The organism is Pseudomonas sp. HMSC08G10 (assembly GCF_001808425.1).
Classification (GTDB): Bacteria; Pseudomonadota; Gammaproteobacteria; order Pseudomonadales; family Pseudomonadaceae; genus Aquipseudomonas; species Aquipseudomonas guariconensis.
This window is the reverse complement of the sequence record NZ_KV793311.1, coordinates 1-16,600: the sequence shown is the minus strand read 5'-3', so window position 1 is coordinate 16,600 and position 16,600 is coordinate 1. Positions and strand designations below refer to the sequence as shown.

The window sequence follows — 16,600 nt, the reverse complement described above, 5'->3', positions numbered from 1 at the left end:
TTGGGGTCTTGGCTGGCAAGCTAGAGTAACGATTCCTGCCTGCCGCATCGCATGCCTGCACAGACGTTTCGTGCATCGCTTCATTAGTCTTTCATGACATCGACTTGATATGTCCGCGCCCCGGCTTCGGTTGGGGCGCCTGTAACCGGTTCGAGGAATTCTTCATTGGCAGTCAGTACACTGGATACCCACGCGTTGTTCGCCCTGGGCGATTTGCGGGCCAAGTTGGCCAAGCTGTTTCACGGGCGTTTCGTCTATGTCACCGAGCAGAGCCCCGACGGCCTTTACATGGCCGAAATCGATACCGATGACGCTCTGGTGGTCGACAACAAGCAGCACCTTGAATTGAAAGTGGGCGACCACTTCCGCGCGGCAGTATTGCCCAGTCGCGAGGGCGGTAAGCTGGAGCTGCGCTTTCGGGAAATCAAGCTGAACGTCTATGGCGTTGGTGACTATGCCTTCGTTTCAGTACCGGAAGGTGAAGGTATCGTCTTTCGTGAAGGCCATGGCGTGATGCTGGTATTCGCAGCGCAGCAACAAGTGCAGGAAGGTCTCGGCAAGTTGCTCAAGGCAGTGACCGGCAAGGTCGCCAAATGGCGAAAGGGCGAGCTGACCACGTTCAAGGCCAGCGAATGAGCGACAAAGCACCCACGGGCAGGGCGCAATTTCATCGAGAATATCAGGCGCAGGCCGTCGAGCAGGCTGAGCGACTGCTGGCGCAGCGCGAGGCAATGGGCAATGCTTGGCTGGCCTGGGTTGCAGGCCAGCTGTACCAACTCAGCCCGCCTGAATTCGCCGCCATGGTGCGCCGGGAGCTGCAACGCCTGTCGCACGGGTGAGGCCACCCCCAAGGTTTTGATGCGGGCGTCAGTTCCCGCCGTCCCGCCCACTGCTGACCTCTTCTGGTACAGCCTCTCCCGCTGTGCGCTTGCGGAACAGCGCCGCCCTGGCCAGCAACAGCGTGGTCACAGGTACGGTGATCGACAGCAGTACCGGTATCAGCCAGGCGTGCAATACCGGGCCTTGCTTGAGCCAGGAGAAATACAGGATCGAGGCCAGGCACACGCACCAGGCGCCCAAGGTCGAGGCCAGGGCCGGTGGGTGCATGCGCTGGAAATAATCTTTCAATCGCAACATTCCCACAGCGCCGATCAGGGCGAACAGGCTGCCCGCCAAGAGCAGTAAGGCGGTGACCAGCTCCAGCCAGAGCGGTATATCGAGGGCTTCGTTCATTCGATCACCTCGCCACGCAGAAGGAATTTAGCCAAGGCGAAGGATCCGACGAAGCCGAACAGCGCGATCAGCAAGGCGCCTTCGAAATAAGTGTCGCTGGCATAGCGGATACCCAGGACCAACATCATCAGCATGCCTAGGATATAGAGGTAGTCCAGTGCCAGGACCCGGTCTTGAGCAGAGGGACCACGGAACAGCCTGACCAGTGCCAATGCCATGGCGATGGCAAAGATGAACAGGCTGGCGAGGACGGCGTTGGCAAGCAGGCCGGTCATTCGAAAATCTCCATCAGCGGGCGCTCGTAGGTGTGCTTGAAGTGCTCGATGAAAGCCGCTTCGTCCTCCAGATCGAACACATGCAGCAACAAGACGCTGCGGTCCAGCGCCAGCTCCGACCAGACCGTGCCTGGTACCACCGTCGTGATCATCGACAACGCCGCCAGACCATGGGCATCGCGCAGCGCCAGGGGAATATGGACGAATGCCGAGCGCGGCGGGCGATGGCCGGCGCACAGCACACCGCGGGCCACCAGCAGGTTGGAATGGATGACATCCAGACCGACACGACAGATCAGCCGCACCACCGCCCACGGCCGCCGGACATGGGCGTGCTGGGGACGCAGCGGGGCCATCAGCAGGGGCGCAAGGATACCCAGGGCAGCACCGAGCAACAGGTTGCCGGGGCTGACTGACAGGTTGAGCAGCAGCCACAGGGCAAACAGCGACAACGACAGCAGCGGGGCGGGAATCAGTCGGCTCATGGCTGCACCTGTATGTCGGCGGTGGTCGGGCCAGGGACCGGACGCGTCGCCATCACCGCCTGGATGTAAGTATCGGGCGTTTGCAGGCTGGCGGCGGTGTCCTGGGTGTAGCGCAGCAAGGGTTCGGCCTGAACGCTGAGCAGGATGCACAGACCTAGCAGGAGGACGATGGGCAGGCATTCATAGCGGCGCAGCAGGGGAGAAGGACGCTCCTCTGGCTTCCAGAAACGCTGGATACCCACACGGCCAAAGGCGATCAGCGAGGCCATGCCCGACAGGATCAACAGCGCCACCAGGCACCAGGCGGAGGCGGACAGCGGCTGATCGGCCGGCACACCCAAACCTTGGGGATTGAACAACGCGCTGATCAGGCTCAGTTTGCCAATGAAGCCCGACAGCGGTGGCATGCCGATGATCAGCAAGGCGCAGGCGATGAAGCTCAGACCCAGGAATGCCATGGTCCAAGGAATGATCTGGCCGATCACCGCCTTTTGTTCGTCATCCAGATTGATGCCTTTGGGTGGGTGCAGCGACTCCAGTGGCGAAGGAATCGCATCGTCCTCTTCATCCAGCGGCGCCTCGTTGGCCGAGCGCGAGCGCTCCACCAGCTCGGCAAGCAGGAACAGCGCGCACAGGGCCAGGGTCGAGCTCACCAGGTAGAACAATGCACTGCCGGTGAGGATCGGCTGACCGAAACCGATGGACCCGAGGAGGGTGCCGGCGGAGACCAGGATGCTCAGGCCGGCCAGGCGCTCCAGGCGCTGGGCGGCGAGGATGGACAGTGCCGCCACCGCCAAAGTGGCCAAGCCGCCATAGACCAGCCATTGGCCGCCGAAGTGCGCCGAAGCGCCGGCCTGGCTGGAGAACAGCAGGGTCCACAGGCGCAGCACCGCATACAGGCCAACCTTGGTCATGATGGCGAACAGTGCAGCGACCGGTGCACTGGCCGAGGCATAGGCCGGCACCAGCCAGAAGTTCAGCGGCCAGATACCGGCCTTGACCAGGAAGGCCATGGCCAGGATTGCTGCGCCGGCGTGCAGCAAGCCGCGATCGGCCTCCGGCACCAGCGGGATCTTCAGCGCCAGGTCGGCCATGTTCAGGGTTCCGGTCACGCCATAGAGCATCGCTGCGCCCACCAGGAACAGCGACGAAGCGAACAGGTTGATGGCGATGTAATGCAGGCCGGCTTTGACCCGAGCCCGACCCGAACCATGCAGCAGCAAGCCGTAGGAAGCGGCCAGCAGGACCTCGAAGAATACGAACAGGTTGAACAAATCCGCTGTCAGGAAAGCGCCATACAGGCCCATGAGCTGGATCTGGAACAGGGCGTGGAAGCTGGCGCCGGCGCCATCCCAGCGGGCCCTGGCGAAGAGCAGGGCGCTGACGCCGATGATGCCGGTGAGCGTCAACAGCAGTGCGGACAGGTGGTCCACCACCAAGACGATGCCGAACGGTGCGGGCCAGTTGCCCGGTAGGTAGACGCCGATCGATTCGGCCTGACCCTGGCCGCGTACCCAAGTGAGCAAGGTGATGGCGATGCCCAGGCCAATCAGCGTGGACAACAGGTTCAGGCGCCCCTTGAGCGGACGACGCTTTTCGCCCAGCAACAGCATCAAGGCGGCTGTCACCAGCGGCAGCAGGATGGGGGCGATGATCAGTTGGTTCATCAGGCTCATTCTTCACGCTCCCGACCGTCGACGTGGTCGGTGCCGGTCAGGCCGCGCGAAGCCAGTAACACCACCAGGAACAGTGCGGTCATGGCAAAGCTGATGACAATCGCGGTGAGTACCAGCGCCTGGGGCAGTGGATCGGTGTAGTGCAGCAGATCCTGCGTCACCCCTTCCTTGATGATCGGCTCCTTGCCGATGAACAGGCTACCCATGCTGAAGATGAACAGGTTGACGCCATACGACAGCAGGCACAGGCCCATGATGACCTGGTAGGTACGTGGGCGCAGGATCAGCCAGACCCCGGAGGCGGCCAGCACGCCAATGGCCACGGCAATGACTTCTTCCATCAGGCGGCTCCTGCTTGGCTGGATTTCGTGGGTGTGCCCGGGCGATAGGCGCGTACCGACTGGTGCGCCAGGGCAGTGAGGATCAACAGCGTGGAGCCGACCACGACGGTGTAGACACCGATGTCGAAGAACAACGCGCTGGCCACGTGCACGTCACCCAGCACCGGCAGGTGCAGGTGGGCGGTGTGGGTGGTCAGGAACGGGTAGCCAAGGAGCATGGCACCGGCACCGGTCAGGGTGGCGCACAGCAGGCCCGTGCCCATCCAGCGCAGCGGGCGCAGGCTCATCTGGGCCTCGACCCACTGGGTGCCGGCGACCATGTACTGGAGGATGAACGCCACCGACATCACCAGGCCAGCGACGAATCCGCCGCCTGGCTGGTTGTGGCCGCGCATGAACAGGTACATCGACACCACCAATGCGATTGGCAACAGCAGGCGCACCAGCGCGGCCGGCACCATCATGAAGCCCAGGGCGGTGTCGGTGGCATGGCGCGGGTTGATCAAATCAGTGACCACATCTGGGGCCAGCGAGCGCTGCTGGGCCGGCAACTGCATGCTTTCCTTCGGTGGGCGGAAGCGCCGCAGCAGGGCAAATACGGTCAGGGCCACGGCCACCAGGACGGTAATCTCGCCGAGGGTATCGAAGCCGCGAAAATCCACCAGCATCACGTTGACCACGTTGGTACCGCCGCCTTGAGGCAGGGCTCGGCTGAGGTAGAACGAAGAAATGTCGTTGGGCGTAGGACGGGTCAGCATGGCGTAGGACAGCAAGGCCATGCCACCGCCGACCAATACGGCCAGCAGCAGATCGCGCAGGCGGCGAAGGCGCGCACGCTCCTGAGTAGCACCTAGCGCCGAGACACCTTCGATACGTCGTGGCAGCCAGCGTAGGCCGAGCAGGATGAGCACGGTGGTCACCACTTCGACCACCAGTTGGGTCAGCGCCAAGTCAGGCGCGGAGAACCAGACGAAGGTGATGCAGGTCATCAGGCCGCAGACACTGACCATGATCAGTGCCGCCAGGCGGTGGTACTTGGCCTGCCAAGCGGCGCCGATGGCACAGGCGATCGCGATCAGCCAGAGCGCGACGAACACGCCCGACCCGGGGATTTTCGGTCGATCACCCCAGCTCAGGCCGCTGTCTAGCATCGGCAGCAGCCCGGCGAGGAAGGCCGCCAGTGCCAGCATGAACAGTTGCTTCTGCAGGCGGCGGGTAGTCAGCAGCCCTTCAAGGCGACGGGCCAGCAGCATCAGGCGCACCAGACCACGCTCGAACAGGCGCTTGCCGTTGAAGCGTTCGATCAGTGGTGGGTGTGGGAAGCGGCCTCGACGCAGTTGCTCGCGCAACAGCAGGTAGAGCACCACACCGCCGCACATGGCGATCAAGCTCATGATCAGCGGGGCGTTCCAGCCGTGCCAGATGGCCAGACTGTATTCAGGCAAGGTCCCGCCGACCACCGGCAACGCGGCTGCGGCCAGCAACGGGCCGACCGACTGAGCGGGGAAGATGCCCACCACCAGGCACGTCAGCACCAGCAGTTCGACCGGTGCGCGCATCCAGCGCGGCGGCTCGTGGGGTGTGTGTGGCAGATCCTGAGCGGTCGGGCCGAAGAAAACGTCGACGGTAAAGCGCAGTGCGTACGCCACGCTGAAGGTACCTGCCAGGGTGGCAATCACCGGCAATGTGGCCTCGACCCAGGCGGTGGAGCTGATAAACACGGTCTCGGCGAAGAACATCTCCTTCGACAGGAAACCGTTCATCAGCGGAACGCCTGCCATCGAGGCGCTGGCCACCATGGCCAAGGTGGCGGTGAACGGAATCAGGCGGAACAGCCCGTTCAGGCGACGAATGTCACGCGTACCGCTTTCATGGTCGATGATGCCGGCGGCCATGAACAGCGAGGCCTTGAAGGTGGCATGGTTGAGGATGTGGAACACCGCGGCCACGGCGGCCAGCGGGCTGTTCAGGCCCAGCAGCAGGGTGATCAAGCCCAGGTGGCTGATGGTGGAATACGCCAGCAGGCCTTTGAGGTCGTTCTGGAACATGGCGCAGAAGGCGCCGAGCAGCAGGGTCATGGCGCCTGCACCGCCGACGATCCAGAACCATTCCTCGCTGCCCGAAAGCACCGGCCACAGCCGGGCCAGCAGGAACACTCCCGCCTTGACCATGGTGGCCGAGTGCAGGTACGCGGAGACGGGGGTTGGCGCTGCCATCGCATGGGGCAGCCAGAACTGGAAGGGGAATTGGGCGCTCTTGCTCAGCGCACCGATCAGGATCAAGGGAAGCAGGACGGGGTACAGCGCATGTTGGCGAATCAGGTCGCCGGCAGCCAAGACCTTGTCCAGGTCGTAGCTGCCGACCACATGGCCGAGCAGCAGCACCCCGACCAACATGCACAAACCGCCGGCACCTGTGACCATAAGCGCCATGTAGGCGCCCCGGCGAGCATCACTGCGGTGGTGCCAGTAGCCGATCAGCAGGAAGGAGAACAGGCTGGTCAACTCCCAGAAGAACACCAGCTGAATGAGATTGCCGGAAATCACCAGGCCGAGCATGGCGCCCATGAATGCCAGGAAAAAGGCAAAGAAGCGGGGCACAGGGTCCTGGGGCGACATGTAGTAGCGCGCATACAGCGACACCAGCGTACCGATGCCGAGCACCAGCAGGGAGAACAGCCAGGCGAAGCCGTCCATGCGCAGGACCAGGTTCAGCCCGAGGCTGGGCAACCAGAGGAACTCCTCGCGGATGACGCCGCCATGGGCGATCTGCGGGTACAGCAATGCTACCTGGATGGTGCCCGCCAGGGCGACGAGCCCGGCGAGAATGGACTCTGCGTTGCGTGCGTTGTGCGGCAGCACGGCTGCCAGGCAACTGCCCACGAACGGCAGAAGCAATAGCACTATCAATGACATAGCGTTCTAATCTGGAGGAGTTTGCCAAGGATCATACGTGCCGAGGAGTTGATCACCAACACGCAAGCGGTTGAACATTCCTACATATGGGGTGTGAAAAGCTGTTTTTTTATAACAGTTTTTTTCAAAGCATAGCTGCTGAGCGGCACTTCACAGGCCAGGTTCGCGTTCGTGAGTGTCGCGGCTTTCTTGCGTGGCCGGCCCCTCGTCGGTGCGGCGGATCTTCAATTCGCTGACCACCACGGCGATCACGATCAGCAAGCCCCCAAGCAATGCCAGGCCTGGCAGTCGCTCCCCGGCGATGCGCCCGACGATGCCGGCCCACACCGGTTCGCCGGCGTAGATGAGGGTGGCGCGGGTGGGGGATACGGATTTCTGCGCCCAGTTCATCGCTACCTGGATCACCGCGCTCATGGCGCCCAGGCCGATGGCGCTACATAGAAGCAGCCAGGAGAAGTCCGGGATGCGCTCTTGGGTCGGAACGATCATGAGAAAGGCCAGGGCCGAGGCGGTCAGCAGTTGAACCACCGTGACACGACGCACATCGACTTGGCCGGCATACCGGCTGATCAGGATGATCTCGGCCGCGATGGCCACGGCGCTGACCAAGGTCAGCAGCTCACCTTCGCTGAGGTTCAAGGTTCCGCTATCAGGGCCTGCCACCAGCACCAAGCCGATGAAGGCCAGGCAAATCCCGAGGCTTGGCATCAGCCCTGGGCGACGCCCGAGCACCAGCCACTGCAACAGCGGCACGAAGGGGACATAAAGGGCGGTGATGAACGCCGACTGGCTGCTGCTGATGGTCTGCAGCCCCATTGTCTGCAAGCCATACCCCAGCATGATCGATACGCCGATGAGCATGCCGGCCTTGAGCTCGGTCAGGGTCAGCCCCGGTAGTGAGCGCGCCGACACCAGGCCCACGAACAGCGCTGCGGCGGCAAAACGCAGGCCGACGAAAAACATCGGGCCGCTGACAGTCATGACGTTATGCACCAATAGGAAAGTGCCACCCCAGAGCATGGTGATGAATACCAGCACCAGTTCTGCCTTGCTCAAACGCAGGGATACGGTGGTTTTCGACGGGCTGGAGGATGGAGTCATGGTCTTGCGCGCTCAAAGAGGGCGGCGCACAATCCGCCGCAAAGTGGGCAGTATACTGCGCAATCCTAATCTGTGAGCAATATAGTGCACAAAGATGCCTCGCACCGTGCTTCGGTGCTGCAACATGTCAGTCAGAACATCCGCCAACTGCGCCATGCCGCGGGGTTGAGCCAGACGGCCCTGGCTGAACGATCCGGGGTCAGCCGGCGCATGCTGGTCGCCATCGAGGCGGGTGAAAAGAACGTCAGCCTGACGACGCTCGACCTGATCGCCGAAGCGCTCGGAGTGGTCTTCAGCACGCTTATCCAGGCGCCTGGACAACGCGATCCGAGCCGAATCAACGAGCTGGCCTGGGCAGGCGAGCATCCACTGAGCAAGGCCGTGCTGTTGGGCAGCAGCCCCGCCATGCGCGAAGTCGAATTGTGGGAGTGGACCCTGGCGCCAGGGGAGTGCTATGTCAGCGACGCTGACGCCGAGGGGTGGAGCGAGCAGATCTACGTGGTCGCAGGTTGCTTGACACTACTGATCGAATCGCGCGAGCTTCGCTTGCAGGTCGGCGAGTTCCACGTGTTTCCCAGCAATTGCCGATACGCCTATCGCAACGACGGCAGCGAGCCCACGCGGTTCGTGCGCAATGTGGTGATATGACCTTTCAGGCACCGTATTCGCCGAGCAGTTGCTCGGTGCTCGCGACGCGGGCATAGGCGAACGCCAAGGCAGCCATGGAAGCGGCGTGGACCTGGGCGGCAGGAACTAGCTCGCCGGCAAACTCCAGAGGTAGCGTGGCGCAGGCATCATGGGCCACTGTGACTTGGTAGCCATGATCGGCGGCGGCGCGCGTCGCGGCATCGATGCACATATGGCTCATGCTGCCGACGATGGTCACGGCCTTGACCTGATGCTCGTCCAGCAGGGACTTGAGATCGGTATCGCGGAAGGCGTTGACCTGATGTTTGAGCACCACCGGTTCTCCCGGCGCTGGTGCGACCTTGGGATGGATCTGCGCGCCCTTTGAGGCCGGAGCGAAGAACGGCGCGTCGGCGCTGTCGAACTCATGGCGTACATGCACCACCAAGTCGCCCCGCTCGCGAGCGGCATCGAGCAGGTGGGCGGCGTTGTCGGCGGCTGCATCGGCGCCGTCGAGGGTCCACTTGCCGCCGGGGAAGTAGTCGTTCTGGATGTCGATGATGATCAGGGCCTGCTTGCTCATGCTGCCTCCTATGGCAGTAGTGGTTGGATGTGGATAGTTATAGGCTTGGACGACCACCTCTGGGATTGGCGCGATCGACACAATGACGGCAAAAACTGACAGCCCCAACATCCTGGAAATCGGCGTGTTGATCTATCCCGGCGCCCAGGGTGCGGCGGTGATGGGCCTGACGGATCTGTTCGCGGTAGCCAACCGGGTGGCCGCGGAACTTGGAGCGGGCGATCTGCCGAGGTTGCGCGTCAGCCATTGGCAGGTCGAGGGCGACGGGCAGGTTCGGGCTATCCATGACAGCTTGCCGCAACCTTCGCATGAGGTACGTGCGTTGGTGATTCCGCCAAGCCTGGCGTCGGCCCCCGGGCCTGCGGTGCTCGAACATCATCGCGCCGCGCTCGGCCAATGGCATGGGCAGGGCGCGGTGCTTGCCTCGGTGTGCATCGGAGTGTTCTTCATTGCCGCCAGTGGTTTGCTCGATGGCCGTCAGGCCAGCACTCACTGGAACTATGCGCAGGCACTGGCCGAGCGCTTTCCCAATATCGAGGTGGTGGCCAATCAGCCGTTGCTCGATGATGGCGATATCATGACCTCGGCAGGTCTTATGGCCTGGACCGACCTGGGACTGCGCCTGCTGGAGCGCTTTCTCGGCGCGACCTTGGCCCGTGAGACCGCACGCTATTTGGCGGTCGAGCCTCTTGCCACGACCTCACCCGGCGCACGCTTCAACCCGCGGCTGGACCATGGCGACGAAGCAGTGCTCAAAGTCCAGCACTGGTTGCAGGGCAGTGGCGCGCAGGAGGTGGACCTTACGACCATGGCGTTGTGCGCAGGTCTTGAGCCGCGCACTTTCTTGCGTCGCTTTCGAGCGGCGACCGGCATGCGGCCAACCGAATACTGCCAACAGGTACGGGTGGTGAGGGCGTGCCGGCTACTGGAGTTCACGCGGCGCAGCGTGGATCAGATCGCCTGGGGCGTGGGCTATCAGGATCCAGGAGCGTTTCGCAAGGTCTTCCAGCGCATCACCGGATCGACACCCAGCGATTACCGCCGGCGCTTCGTCCAGGCATGACAGACTGCGGTTGTCATTGCGGATGCGGCCCTGGCCCTTCCTCGGCCAGGCGGTCCTGATGATTGCGCAGCGGGCACTCTTTGAGTGACAGGCAGCCGCAACCGATACAGCCGTCCAGTTGATCGCGCAACAGGGTCAGTTCGTCGATACGGCGATTGAGGTCCTCACGCCATCGCGCCGACAGCCGGCGCCAGTCCTCGGCGGTCGGTACGTGATCGTTGGGTAGGCTGTCGAGGGCTTTGGCGATGTCGGCAAGGGCGATACCCAATCGCTGGGCCATCTTGATCACGGCGACTCTGCGCAGCATCGAGCGCGGATAGCGGCGCTGGTTGCCGGCGTTGCGCGTGCTGTGGATCAGCCCCTTGGTTTCGTAGAAGTGCAATGCGGTGACCGCCACGCCGCTTCGGGCCGCCAACTGGCCGACGCTCAGCATCATCTGATGGGTGCCAGACATGGAAAAAAATCCCTTGACCTTGAGTTAACTGGAGGTTTTAGCCTTGTTAGCCATCGTGCAGCAAGCATCCGGAACAAGGAGACTGTCCATGGCGGCTCAGCCCCATTCTTTATGGTTTACCCAGATGATTGAATACGAAGTGCCGGCAGCTTGCCAGCATGCCTTGGCTGATGCCTTGGTAGTGCGCAGTGAAGAGCTGGCAGTGCGTTGTGACGGTTTGCTTGGCGTCAGTATTCAAGCCAGCGATGACGGCAGTCGGGTGCTCCAATACCTGCAATGGCAATCACGCCATGAATGGGCAGCGGCTGCCAGCTTCTTCGTCGAGGAGCCGTTTCTCGACCTTTTGTGCCAGCACCAAGCACGGGGCGTGAACTTCGCCGCCTTCCAGACGTTGCGCAGCCTCGTACGAGGCGAGGATGGCGGTCTGCATTGCCAGGTCGGTGAGCCTCAGGCATACCACGGGGCGTAATGCGGGTAACGGTCCAGACGGGCGCCGATGACCATTTCTGCGATCCAGGACGCGAGGATCGAACTGTAGCCTTTCTGGCTCTCTTCGCTGGACAGCGCATGATCCGCCCCATCGACGATGCGATGGGTCAGGGAATGGGCAGCAACGAACGCCGAGCGATAGCTCATCAACGTATTGTGCGGCACATAATCATCATGCTCGGACTCCACCAGCAGCACATCGCCTGTGAATTCGGCGCAAGCTGCCAGGGCGCGATTGTCGGCTGGGCCCAGAATCCGCTGGCGATAGTTGTTCAGGCGCTGGCGGTCCAAGGCTTGCTTGGGGGTGCCCCAGTCTTCGTCCCAATACAATGCCGGGACCCGCAAGGCCAGCCATCTGACTGGCCGCTGGGTGGTGAGCAATGTCGCCAGGTAGCCGCCATAGCTGCTGCCAATCAGCGCGATGGCGCTCGGGTCCACTGCTGGGTGGCTGGCCAGGCGGTCATAGGCGGCCAGGAGGTCTTCGAGGTTCTGTTGGCGGGTGACGGTCAATCGCTGACTTTCGGTCTTCTCGTGGCCGCGCAGGTCGAAGGTCATGCACACGCAGCCTAGGCCGGTGATCTGTCGTGCCCGTGCCAAGTCGCGTTGCTGGCTGCCGCCCCAGCCATGGACGAAGAGAATGGCCGGCATCTTGCTGCCGGGGCTGACCACGGTGCCGGCGATGCGGCCGTCCTCGACCTGCAACTCTACGGTTTCACTCTGAATGGTCATGGTGGCGTATCCGTGCATATTTGCTGAGTTGTCCAAGTTCACTGTCGTTTCCTTGGTAGAAAAGTGTGGCGTCGGCCGGCAATTTGGCGGTACCGAAGACTTCATGGCTCGAAGCGCGTACCTGCAACAGGGCTGGGTCTTCGGCGAAGGCCTGCAGGGCCAGGACCTCGGCGCTGCTGGCACCGCCCAGGCGCCAGGATTGCTCCAACACCCCGCTGCGCAGGTGCTGGCGCGCGTCCAGACCGCGGGCGATATCGTAGTTGCGGCGCGAAGCGATGAAGCCTGGAAAGTGCTGCTGGGCGGCGCGTTCGTAGGTCATGGCCTGGGTGATCGCCAGACGCAGATGATCTTCCAGTGGCAGTTGCAGCAAGGCCTCATAGCCCCCTCGAACCACGATCAGGTCCGAGCCACCGTAGATTTCGGTGCCCGAGTGATCGTGAGTCAGGCGTTGGGTGCCGTAGTAGCTGCAGCTCAATTGTCCCACACGCACCTGGCCGACACTGAAGGTCTGTACTTGTTCCAGATGCTCTTCGAGCACGAGGCCAACGAGCGCCAACGCCTTGTCGTCCATTTGCGCAAGCATCGGTTCAAGGTCCTGTGCATTTTCGATTACTGCCTGTCCTCGTCCGGCGCAGGCCAGTACCGGCTTGACCCGCAGCGGCCCCTCGCTTAGCAGCAAACGCGCAGCTTGCCGAGCGTCGGCTTTGCTGAAAACGGTATAGCCACGCAAGAGGGCATCGCACGCGTCCTGGGCGAAGGCGTCGCTCCAGCCGGGCGGGAAGCTGGCATTGGCCGGCAAAGGGTGGGAAATCGCCTTGGTCGCCACGAATGGGAAAGGCACCACACCACCAAACAGGTCGTCTTCGTCGAGGATGCCCATGGCGCGGTAGCGTTGTGAATCAACCAGGGTTTCGGTGGGCAGATAATAGAAGGCACCGGTGCTGGTCGAGGGTAGTCGGGTTTCCACACGATCGATACCCAGCAGTCGAGCCAGGTAATTGGCGATTTTGAGATGGACCGCGTGCTCGTGCTCGGGGGTGTGTTCACGTGTGTCGAGCAGGACAACGGCGGTTTTCGGGTCGCTGGACTGGGGCATAGGCGAAGTCTGTCCGCTGGGATGTATGGAGTCTGAAGGCACTTGGGCGGGCAAAGTTCAGCCGACATGATCAATGGCCGTGGCCCGCCGATGCAGCGCGGCGATTGCAGGGCATGGCTGGCTGCTCCATTATCAACGGCTTGGAATAGCCGATGGTGTATCCGCAGGAGTGCGCATGAACATTCAGTCCCCGATTCAGCAAAGCGTTCCGGCCCGCCTGGCGCGTGTGCGCGAGATAATGGCCGGCGAAGGCGTGGATGCCTTGCTGGTCCCCTCGGCTGACCCCCATCTATCCGAGTATCTGCCAGGCCACTGGCAAGGCCGCCAGTGGTTGTCTGGCTTTCATGGCTCAGTAGGGACGTTGGTCGTCACCGCAGATTTCGCCGGGCTCTGGGCCGATAGCCGCTACTGGGAGCAGGCGCAGCATGAACTGGCGGGCAGTGGCATCGAGCTGATGAAGTTGCTGCCTGGCCAACCGGGGGCGCTGGAGTGGCTTGGCGAGCATGTTCGGTACCAGGGAACGGTGGCCGTCGATGGCGCAGTGATGGCGTTGGCCTCCGCCCGGCAGTTGCAGGAGCGACTGAAGGCCCGGGAGGTACGCTTGCTGACCCATCTGGATTTGCTGGAGCGGGTCTGGGACGGGCGGCCGGCTCTGCCAGGCAATCCGGTCTACCAGCATCTACCGCCTCATGCGACCGTCAGTCGTGCGGCAAAACTCGCCGAACTGCGGCAGACCCTGACTGAGCGCGGCGCCGATTGGCACTTCATCGCCACTCTCGACGACATTGCCTGGTTGTTCAACCTGCGCGGCAGCGATGTGTCCTACAACCCCGTGTTTGTCTCCTTCGCGTTGATCGGGCAGGAACAGGCGACGCTGTTCGTCGGCCTGGACAAGATCGATGATCACCTGCGCCATGTGCTCGCGGTCGATGGGATCTCGGTGCGCGACTATGCAGAAATCGGCCGGGCCTTGGCCGCGATCCCCCCAAATGCCCGCTTGCTGGTGGATCCGGCCCGTGTCACCTGTGGCTTGCTGGATCATCTGAGCGCCGATGTGCAATTGCTCGAGGGCATCAATCCGACCACCTTGAGCAAGTCACGCAAGGGTGAAGAGGATTTGGTGCATATCCGTCAGGTGATGGAGCAGGATGGCGCGGCGTTGTGCGAGTTCTTCGCCTGGTTTGAGGCCAACCTGGGCAAGCAAACCATTACCGAGCTGACCATCGACGAACGGTTGAGCGCGGCGCGTGGGCGTCGGCCGGGGTTCGTGTCGTTGAGTTTTTCCACCATCGCAGCATTCAACGCCAATGGTGCCATGCCGCATTACCGGGCGACCGAGCAGTCCCATGCGGTGATCGAAGGCGATGGTCTGCTGCTGATCGATTCTGGTGGCCAATACGTGGGGGGTACCACCGACATCACCCGGATGGTGCCGATCGGCAGTCCCAGCTTCGAGCAGAAGCAGGATTGTACCCGTGTGCTCAAGGGCATGATTGCATTGTCACGGGCACGCTTCCCCCGAGGGATCCTGTCGCCGTTGCTCGATGCCATCGCCCGTGCGCCGATATGGGCCGACCAGGTCGACTATGGGCATGGCACTGGCCATGGTGTGGGCTATTTCATGAATGTCCATGAGGGGCCACAGGTCATTGCCTACCAGGCGGCGACCCTGCCGCAGACGGCCATGCAGGTGGGCATGATCAGCTCCATCGAGCCAGGTACCTACCGGCCAGGAGCCTGGGGGGTGCGGATCGAGAACCTCGTTGTGAACCGCGAAGCTGGCAAGAGTGAGTTTGGCGACTTCCTGAGTTTCGAAACCTTGACCTTGTGCCCGATCGATACCCGTTGCCTGATCCCCGAGATGCTTGGGCGGGACGATATTCAGTGGCTCAACAGCTACCATGCGACGGTGCGAGAACGACTGGCGCCGTTGCTCAAGGACGAAGCCCTAGCCTGGCTCGAGGCGCGCACTGCGCCCCTTTGATGGGGAAGGGCAGTAACGAGAAAGGGCAGCCGATGGGCTGCCCTTTTTTCATGTCATTTGCACAGGACGATCATGCTGCGGCTGGTGTAGCCGGCAGGGTTGATGCCGAATAGGTAGTCGCCCGGCTCCTCATCGGTTTCGCCGGAGCGGGCGATGACTTTGTAGCCACGTTTGCCACAGGAGGTGGCCGCTTTGCTGTAGCACTTGTCCCAAGAGGAGGACAAGCCTGAGCAGTTGATGTGCAAGCCCTTCTTTCCCCGTTTCACCTCCGTCTTGGAGGTGGCGGCGCATCCAGCAATGGCCAAGATGACCAGGATGAGAAAAATACGTTTCATTCCTGTCCTTAAAAGCAGAGCCGACCAGCACGTCTGGCTCTGTCGTTTTCGCTCTTTTCTTCCTGAAGGTTCTCCAACATCCCTGTTTTTACAGTAGATAGCGTAAAGATCAAATTTTTATGACAGCTTAGTCAGGCAGGCAGGGTGAGACAATCGGAAATTCCCTGTCAAATGAAAAGATTTCTCATGTCAGTCTGCCGCTACGGCGGCCGGTGCTTCCCGGCGCATGGACAACGTTGCGCCTACCGATGCAGTGATGATGGCCAGAATCGCCAGCCACTGGGCGATTGTCAGCACTTCACCCAAAAACAGCAGGCCAGAAAGCGCCGCAATGACAGGCTCAATGCTCATCAAGGTGCCGAAGGTCCGTGCGGGCATCTTGGTCAAGGCAATCATTTCCAGGCTGTAGGGAAGTGCTGTCGAGAGAATCGCGACACCGAGGGCCACCGGAAGCAGGGCAGGGGTCAGCAGTGCGCTGCCGGCATGGGCGATGCCAATGGGGGCGACGAATAGTGCGGCGACCAACACGCCAAGGGCGGCGGTCTGGATGCCATGTTCGGACCCTGCGCGTTGCCCATAAAGAATGTAGAGCGCCCAGCAGACCCCGGCGCCCAAGGCATACGCAGCGCCTGTTGGGTCGATGGCGTGATCGGATTGGCCGATCGGGATCAATAGCAGCAAGCCGATGACTGCCAGTCCGATCCAGAGAAAGTCCATTACCCGACGCGAGGCCAAGAGTGCCACGGCCAAGGGGCCGGTGAATTCCAGTGCGACAGCGATTCCCAGCGGGACGGTGCGCACAGCCATATAAAAGAGAAGGTTCATCCCGCCCAGTGCCAAGCCGTAGATAACCACGCTGCGCAGGGCTGCGGCGCTCATGCGCACTCGCCATGGTCGAAGCAGCAGTAACATGATGATACTGGCGAACACCAAGCGCAGCGCGGTGGTGCCTTGGGCCCCGACGACAGGGAACATGGTCTTGGCCAGAGAAGCGCCAGATTGAATCGACGTCATGGCAATGATCAGCAAGCCGATAGGAAAGAGTGTGGCGGCCAGGCTGCGGGGCTGGATGTTCATTTAGGGCAGGCAATCCTTTTGAGAGGGTAACGCGGTGTGCGCACTATAGTGCGCAATGGGGCAGGTGGGTCGCAAGAGTATAAAGGTGATGTTTTTTTTAAAAACCTGTTGACGGGGTTTCGAATCCCCTTATAATG

General features: G+C 62.0%; 19 protein-coding genes. 6 read left to right on the top strand and 13 right to left on the bottom strand.

The annotated features are described in order from the left end of the window. Positions 1–165: 165 nt before the first annotated feature. Together HMPREF3173_RS14485 and HMPREF3173_RS14480 are read left to right on the top strand one after the other, a co-directional pair. Positions 166–636: a hypothetical protein gene (locus tag HMPREF3173_RS14485; protein ID WP_043213872.1), complete on the top strand. Its 471-nt coding sequence runs from the start codon at positions 166–168 to the stop codon at positions 634–636. After that, positions 633–839: a hypothetical protein gene (locus tag HMPREF3173_RS14480; protein ID WP_070574074.1), complete on the top strand. Its 207-nt coding sequence runs from the start codon at positions 633–635 to the stop codon at positions 837–839. Before HMPREF3173_RS14485 ends, HMPREF3173_RS14480 begins: the two co-directional genes overlap by 4 nt. A gap of 28 nt (positions 840–867) precedes the next feature. Here HMPREF3173_RS14480 and HMPREF3173_RS14475 read toward each other — a convergent pair whose 3' ends face one another. The 7 genes from HMPREF3173_RS14475 to HMPREF3173_RS14445 form a co-directional block, all read right to left on the bottom strand. Continuing rightward, complete coding sequence (locus HMPREF3173_RS14475; RefSeq protein WP_070574071.1) at positions 868–1,233, bottom strand: Na+/H+ antiporter subunit G; 366 nt, start codon at positions 1,231–1,233, stop codon at positions 868–870. Next, complete coding sequence (locus HMPREF3173_RS14470) at positions 1,230–1,508, bottom strand: K+/H+ antiporter subunit F (RefSeq protein WP_043213878.1); 279 nt, start codon at positions 1,506–1,508, stop codon at positions 1,230–1,232. Before HMPREF3173_RS14470 ends, HMPREF3173_RS14475 begins: the two co-directional genes overlap by 4 nt. Next, positions 1,505–1,993, bottom strand: coding sequence for a Na+/H+ antiporter subunit E (locus HMPREF3173_RS14465; RefSeq protein ID WP_070574068.1), 489 nt, complete (start codon positions 1,991–1,993; stop codon positions 1,505–1,507). The genes HMPREF3173_RS14470 and HMPREF3173_RS14465 overlap by 4 nt, the downstream gene beginning before the upstream one ends. Then, positions 1,990–3,669: a monovalent cation/H+ antiporter subunit D gene (locus HMPREF3173_RS14460; protein WP_070574065.1), complete on the bottom strand. Its 1,680-nt coding sequence runs from the start codon at positions 3,667–3,669 to the stop codon at positions 1,990–1,992. The genes HMPREF3173_RS14465 and HMPREF3173_RS14460 overlap by 4 nt, the downstream gene beginning before the upstream one ends. Next, entirely contained in the window at positions 3,666–4,010 is a 345-nt protein-coding gene (locus tag HMPREF3173_RS14455) for a Na+/H+ antiporter subunit C (protein ID WP_043213881.1), read from the bottom strand. Before HMPREF3173_RS14455 ends, HMPREF3173_RS14460 begins: the two co-directional genes overlap by 4 nt. After that, entirely contained in the window at positions 4,010–6,925 is a 2,916-nt protein-coding gene (locus HMPREF3173_RS14450) for a monovalent cation/H+ antiporter subunit A (protein WP_043213883.1), read from the bottom strand. The genes HMPREF3173_RS14455 and HMPREF3173_RS14450 overlap by 1 nt, the downstream gene beginning before the upstream one ends. A 150-nt stretch (positions 6,926–7,075) precedes the next feature. Beyond that, complete coding sequence (locus HMPREF3173_RS14445; protein ID WP_043213884.1) at positions 7,076–8,026, bottom strand: DMT family transporter; 951 nt, start codon at positions 8,024–8,026, stop codon at positions 7,076–7,078. A gap of 84 nt (positions 8,027–8,110) precedes the next feature. Between HMPREF3173_RS14445 and HMPREF3173_RS14440 the strand changes: the two genes are divergently transcribed. Then, positions 8,111–8,674 carry a helix-turn-helix domain-containing protein gene (locus HMPREF3173_RS14440; protein WP_043213886.1) on the top strand — a complete coding sequence of 188 codons (564 nt, stop codon included), beginning with the start codon at positions 8,111–8,113 and terminating at the stop codon, positions 8,672–8,674. 4 nt (positions 8,675–8,678) lie between these two features. Here HMPREF3173_RS14440 and HMPREF3173_RS14435 read toward each other — a convergent pair whose 3' ends face one another. Next, positions 8,679–9,236 (bottom strand): cysteine hydrolase family protein, encoded by a 558-nt coding sequence (locus HMPREF3173_RS14435; RefSeq protein WP_043213887.1) that lies wholly within the window; start codon positions 9,234–9,236, stop codon positions 8,679–8,681. A gap of 82 nt (positions 9,237–9,318) precedes the next feature. On the opposite strand from HMPREF3173_RS14435, the gene HMPREF3173_RS14430 reads away from it, so the two are divergent. Then, the gene (locus HMPREF3173_RS14430) at positions 9,319–10,299 is read left to right on the top strand and encodes a GlxA family transcriptional regulator (RefSeq protein WP_070574062.1); all 981 of its coding nucleotides are present in this window, start codon (positions 9,319–9,321) and stop codon (positions 10,297–10,299) included. 13 nt (positions 10,300–10,312) lie between these two features. On the opposite strand, the gene soxR is transcribed toward HMPREF3173_RS14430, so the two are convergent. After that, complete coding sequence (gene soxR, locus HMPREF3173_RS14425; RefSeq protein WP_043213889.1) at positions 10,313–10,753, bottom strand: redox-sensitive transcriptional activator SoxR; 441 nt, start codon at positions 10,751–10,753, stop codon at positions 10,313–10,315. 88 nt (positions 10,754–10,841) lie between these two features. Between soxR and HMPREF3173_RS14420 the strand changes: the two genes are divergently transcribed. Beyond that, entirely contained in the window at positions 10,842–11,222 is a 381-nt protein-coding gene (locus HMPREF3173_RS14420; RefSeq protein WP_043213891.1) for a hypothetical protein, read from the top strand. On the opposite strand, the gene HMPREF3173_RS14415 is transcribed toward HMPREF3173_RS14420, so the two are convergent. Together HMPREF3173_RS14415 and HMPREF3173_RS14410 are read right to left on the bottom strand one after the other, a co-directional pair. After that, entirely contained in the window at positions 11,201–11,971 is a 771-nt protein-coding gene (locus HMPREF3173_RS14415; RefSeq protein WP_043213893.1) for an alpha/beta hydrolase family protein, read from the bottom strand. The genes HMPREF3173_RS14420 and HMPREF3173_RS14415 overlap by 22 nt on opposite strands. Next, positions 11,955–13,067 (bottom strand): DUF3182 family protein, encoded by a 1,113-nt coding sequence (locus HMPREF3173_RS14410; RefSeq protein ID WP_070574059.1) that lies wholly within the window; start codon positions 13,065–13,067, stop codon positions 11,955–11,957. The genes HMPREF3173_RS14415 and HMPREF3173_RS14410 overlap by 17 nt, the downstream gene beginning before the upstream one ends. 175 nt (positions 13,068–13,242) lie before the next feature. Here HMPREF3173_RS14410 and HMPREF3173_RS14405 point away from each other — a divergent pair, with 175 nt between their 5' ends. After that, on the top strand, positions 13,243–15,051 hold the full coding sequence (locus tag HMPREF3173_RS14405) for an aminopeptidase P family protein (protein WP_070574055.1): 1,809 nt from the start codon (positions 13,243–13,245) through the stop codon (positions 15,049–15,051). Between the two features lie 53 nt (positions 15,052–15,104). Here HMPREF3173_RS14405 and HMPREF3173_RS14400 read toward each other — a convergent pair whose 3' ends face one another. Next, positions 15,105–15,386, bottom strand: coding sequence for a hypothetical protein (locus HMPREF3173_RS14400; protein WP_043213898.1), 282 nt, complete (start codon positions 15,384–15,386; stop codon positions 15,105–15,107). Positions 15,387–15,575: 189 nt separating this feature from the next. Beyond that, positions 15,576–16,463 carry a threonine/homoserine exporter RhtA gene (rhtA, locus tag HMPREF3173_RS14395; protein WP_070574052.1) on the bottom strand — a complete coding sequence of 296 codons (888 nt, stop codon included), beginning with the start codon at positions 16,461–16,463 and terminating at the stop codon, positions 15,576–15,578. Positions 16,464–16,600: the final 137 nt, after the last annotated feature.

Bases quoted from the DNA above. Each gene is read 5' to 3' on its own strand.
- HMPREF3173_RS14465 (WP_070574068.1), bottom strand. From the start codon at position 1,993: ATGAGCCGACTGATTCCCGCCCCGCTGCTGTCGTTGTCGCTGTTTGCC.
- soxR (WP_043213889.1), bottom strand. From the start codon at position 10,753: ATGTCTGGCACCCATCAGATGATGCTGAGCGTCGGCCAGTTGGCGGCC.
- HMPREF3173_RS14455 (WP_043213881.1), bottom strand. From the start codon at position 4,010: ATGGAAGAAGTCATTGCCGTGGCCATTGGCGTGCTGGCCGCCTCCGGG.
- HMPREF3173_RS14410 (WP_070574059.1), bottom strand. From the start codon at position 13,067: ATGCCCCAGTCCAGCGACCCGAAAACCGCCGTTGTCCTGCTCGACACA.
- HMPREF3173_RS14450 (WP_043213883.1), bottom strand. From the start codon at position 6,925: ATGTCATTGATAGTGCTATTGCTTCTGCCGTTCGTGGGCAGTTGCCTG.
- HMPREF3173_RS14435 (WP_043213887.1), bottom strand. From the start codon at position 9,236: ATGAGCAAGCAGGCCCTGATCATCATCGACATCCAGAACGACTACTTC.
- rhtA (WP_070574052.1), bottom strand. From the start codon at position 16,463: ATGAACATCCAGCCCCGCAGCCTGGCCGCCACACTCTTTCCTATCGGC.
- HMPREF3173_RS14480 (WP_070574074.1), top strand. From the start codon at position 633: ATGAGCGACAAAGCACCCACGGGCAGGGCGCAATTTCATCGAGAATAT.
- HMPREF3173_RS14420 (WP_043213891.1), top strand. From the start codon at position 10,842: ATGGCGGCTCAGCCCCATTCTTTATGGTTTACCCAGATGATTGAATAC.
- HMPREF3173_RS14475 (WP_070574071.1), bottom strand. From the start codon at position 1,233: ATGAACGAAGCCCTCGATATACCGCTCTGGCTGGAGCTGGTCACCGCC.
- HMPREF3173_RS14445 (WP_043213884.1), bottom strand. From the start codon at position 8,026: ATGACTCCATCCTCCAGCCCGTCGAAAACCACCGTATCCCTGCGTTTG.
- HMPREF3173_RS14430 (WP_070574062.1), top strand. From the start codon at position 9,319: ATGACGGCAAAAACTGACAGCCCCAACATCCTGGAAATCGGCGTGTTG.
- HMPREF3173_RS14400 (WP_043213898.1), bottom strand. From the start codon at position 15,386: ATGAAACGTATTTTTCTCATCCTGGTCATCTTGGCCATTGCTGGATGC.
- HMPREF3173_RS14415 (WP_043213893.1), bottom strand. From the start codon at position 11,971: ATGACCATTCAGAGTGAAACCGTAGAGTTGCAGGTCGAGGACGGCCGC.
- HMPREF3173_RS14405 (WP_070574055.1), top strand. From the start codon at position 13,243: ATGAACATTCAGTCCCCGATTCAGCAAAGCGTTCCGGCCCGCCTGGCG.
- HMPREF3173_RS14460 (WP_070574065.1), bottom strand. From the start codon at position 3,669: ATGAGCCTGATGAACCAACTGATCATCGCCCCCATCCTGCTGCCGCTG.
- HMPREF3173_RS14470 (WP_043213878.1), bottom strand. From the start codon at position 1,508: ATGACCGGCCTGCTTGCCAACGCCGTCCTCGCCAGCCTGTTCATCTTT.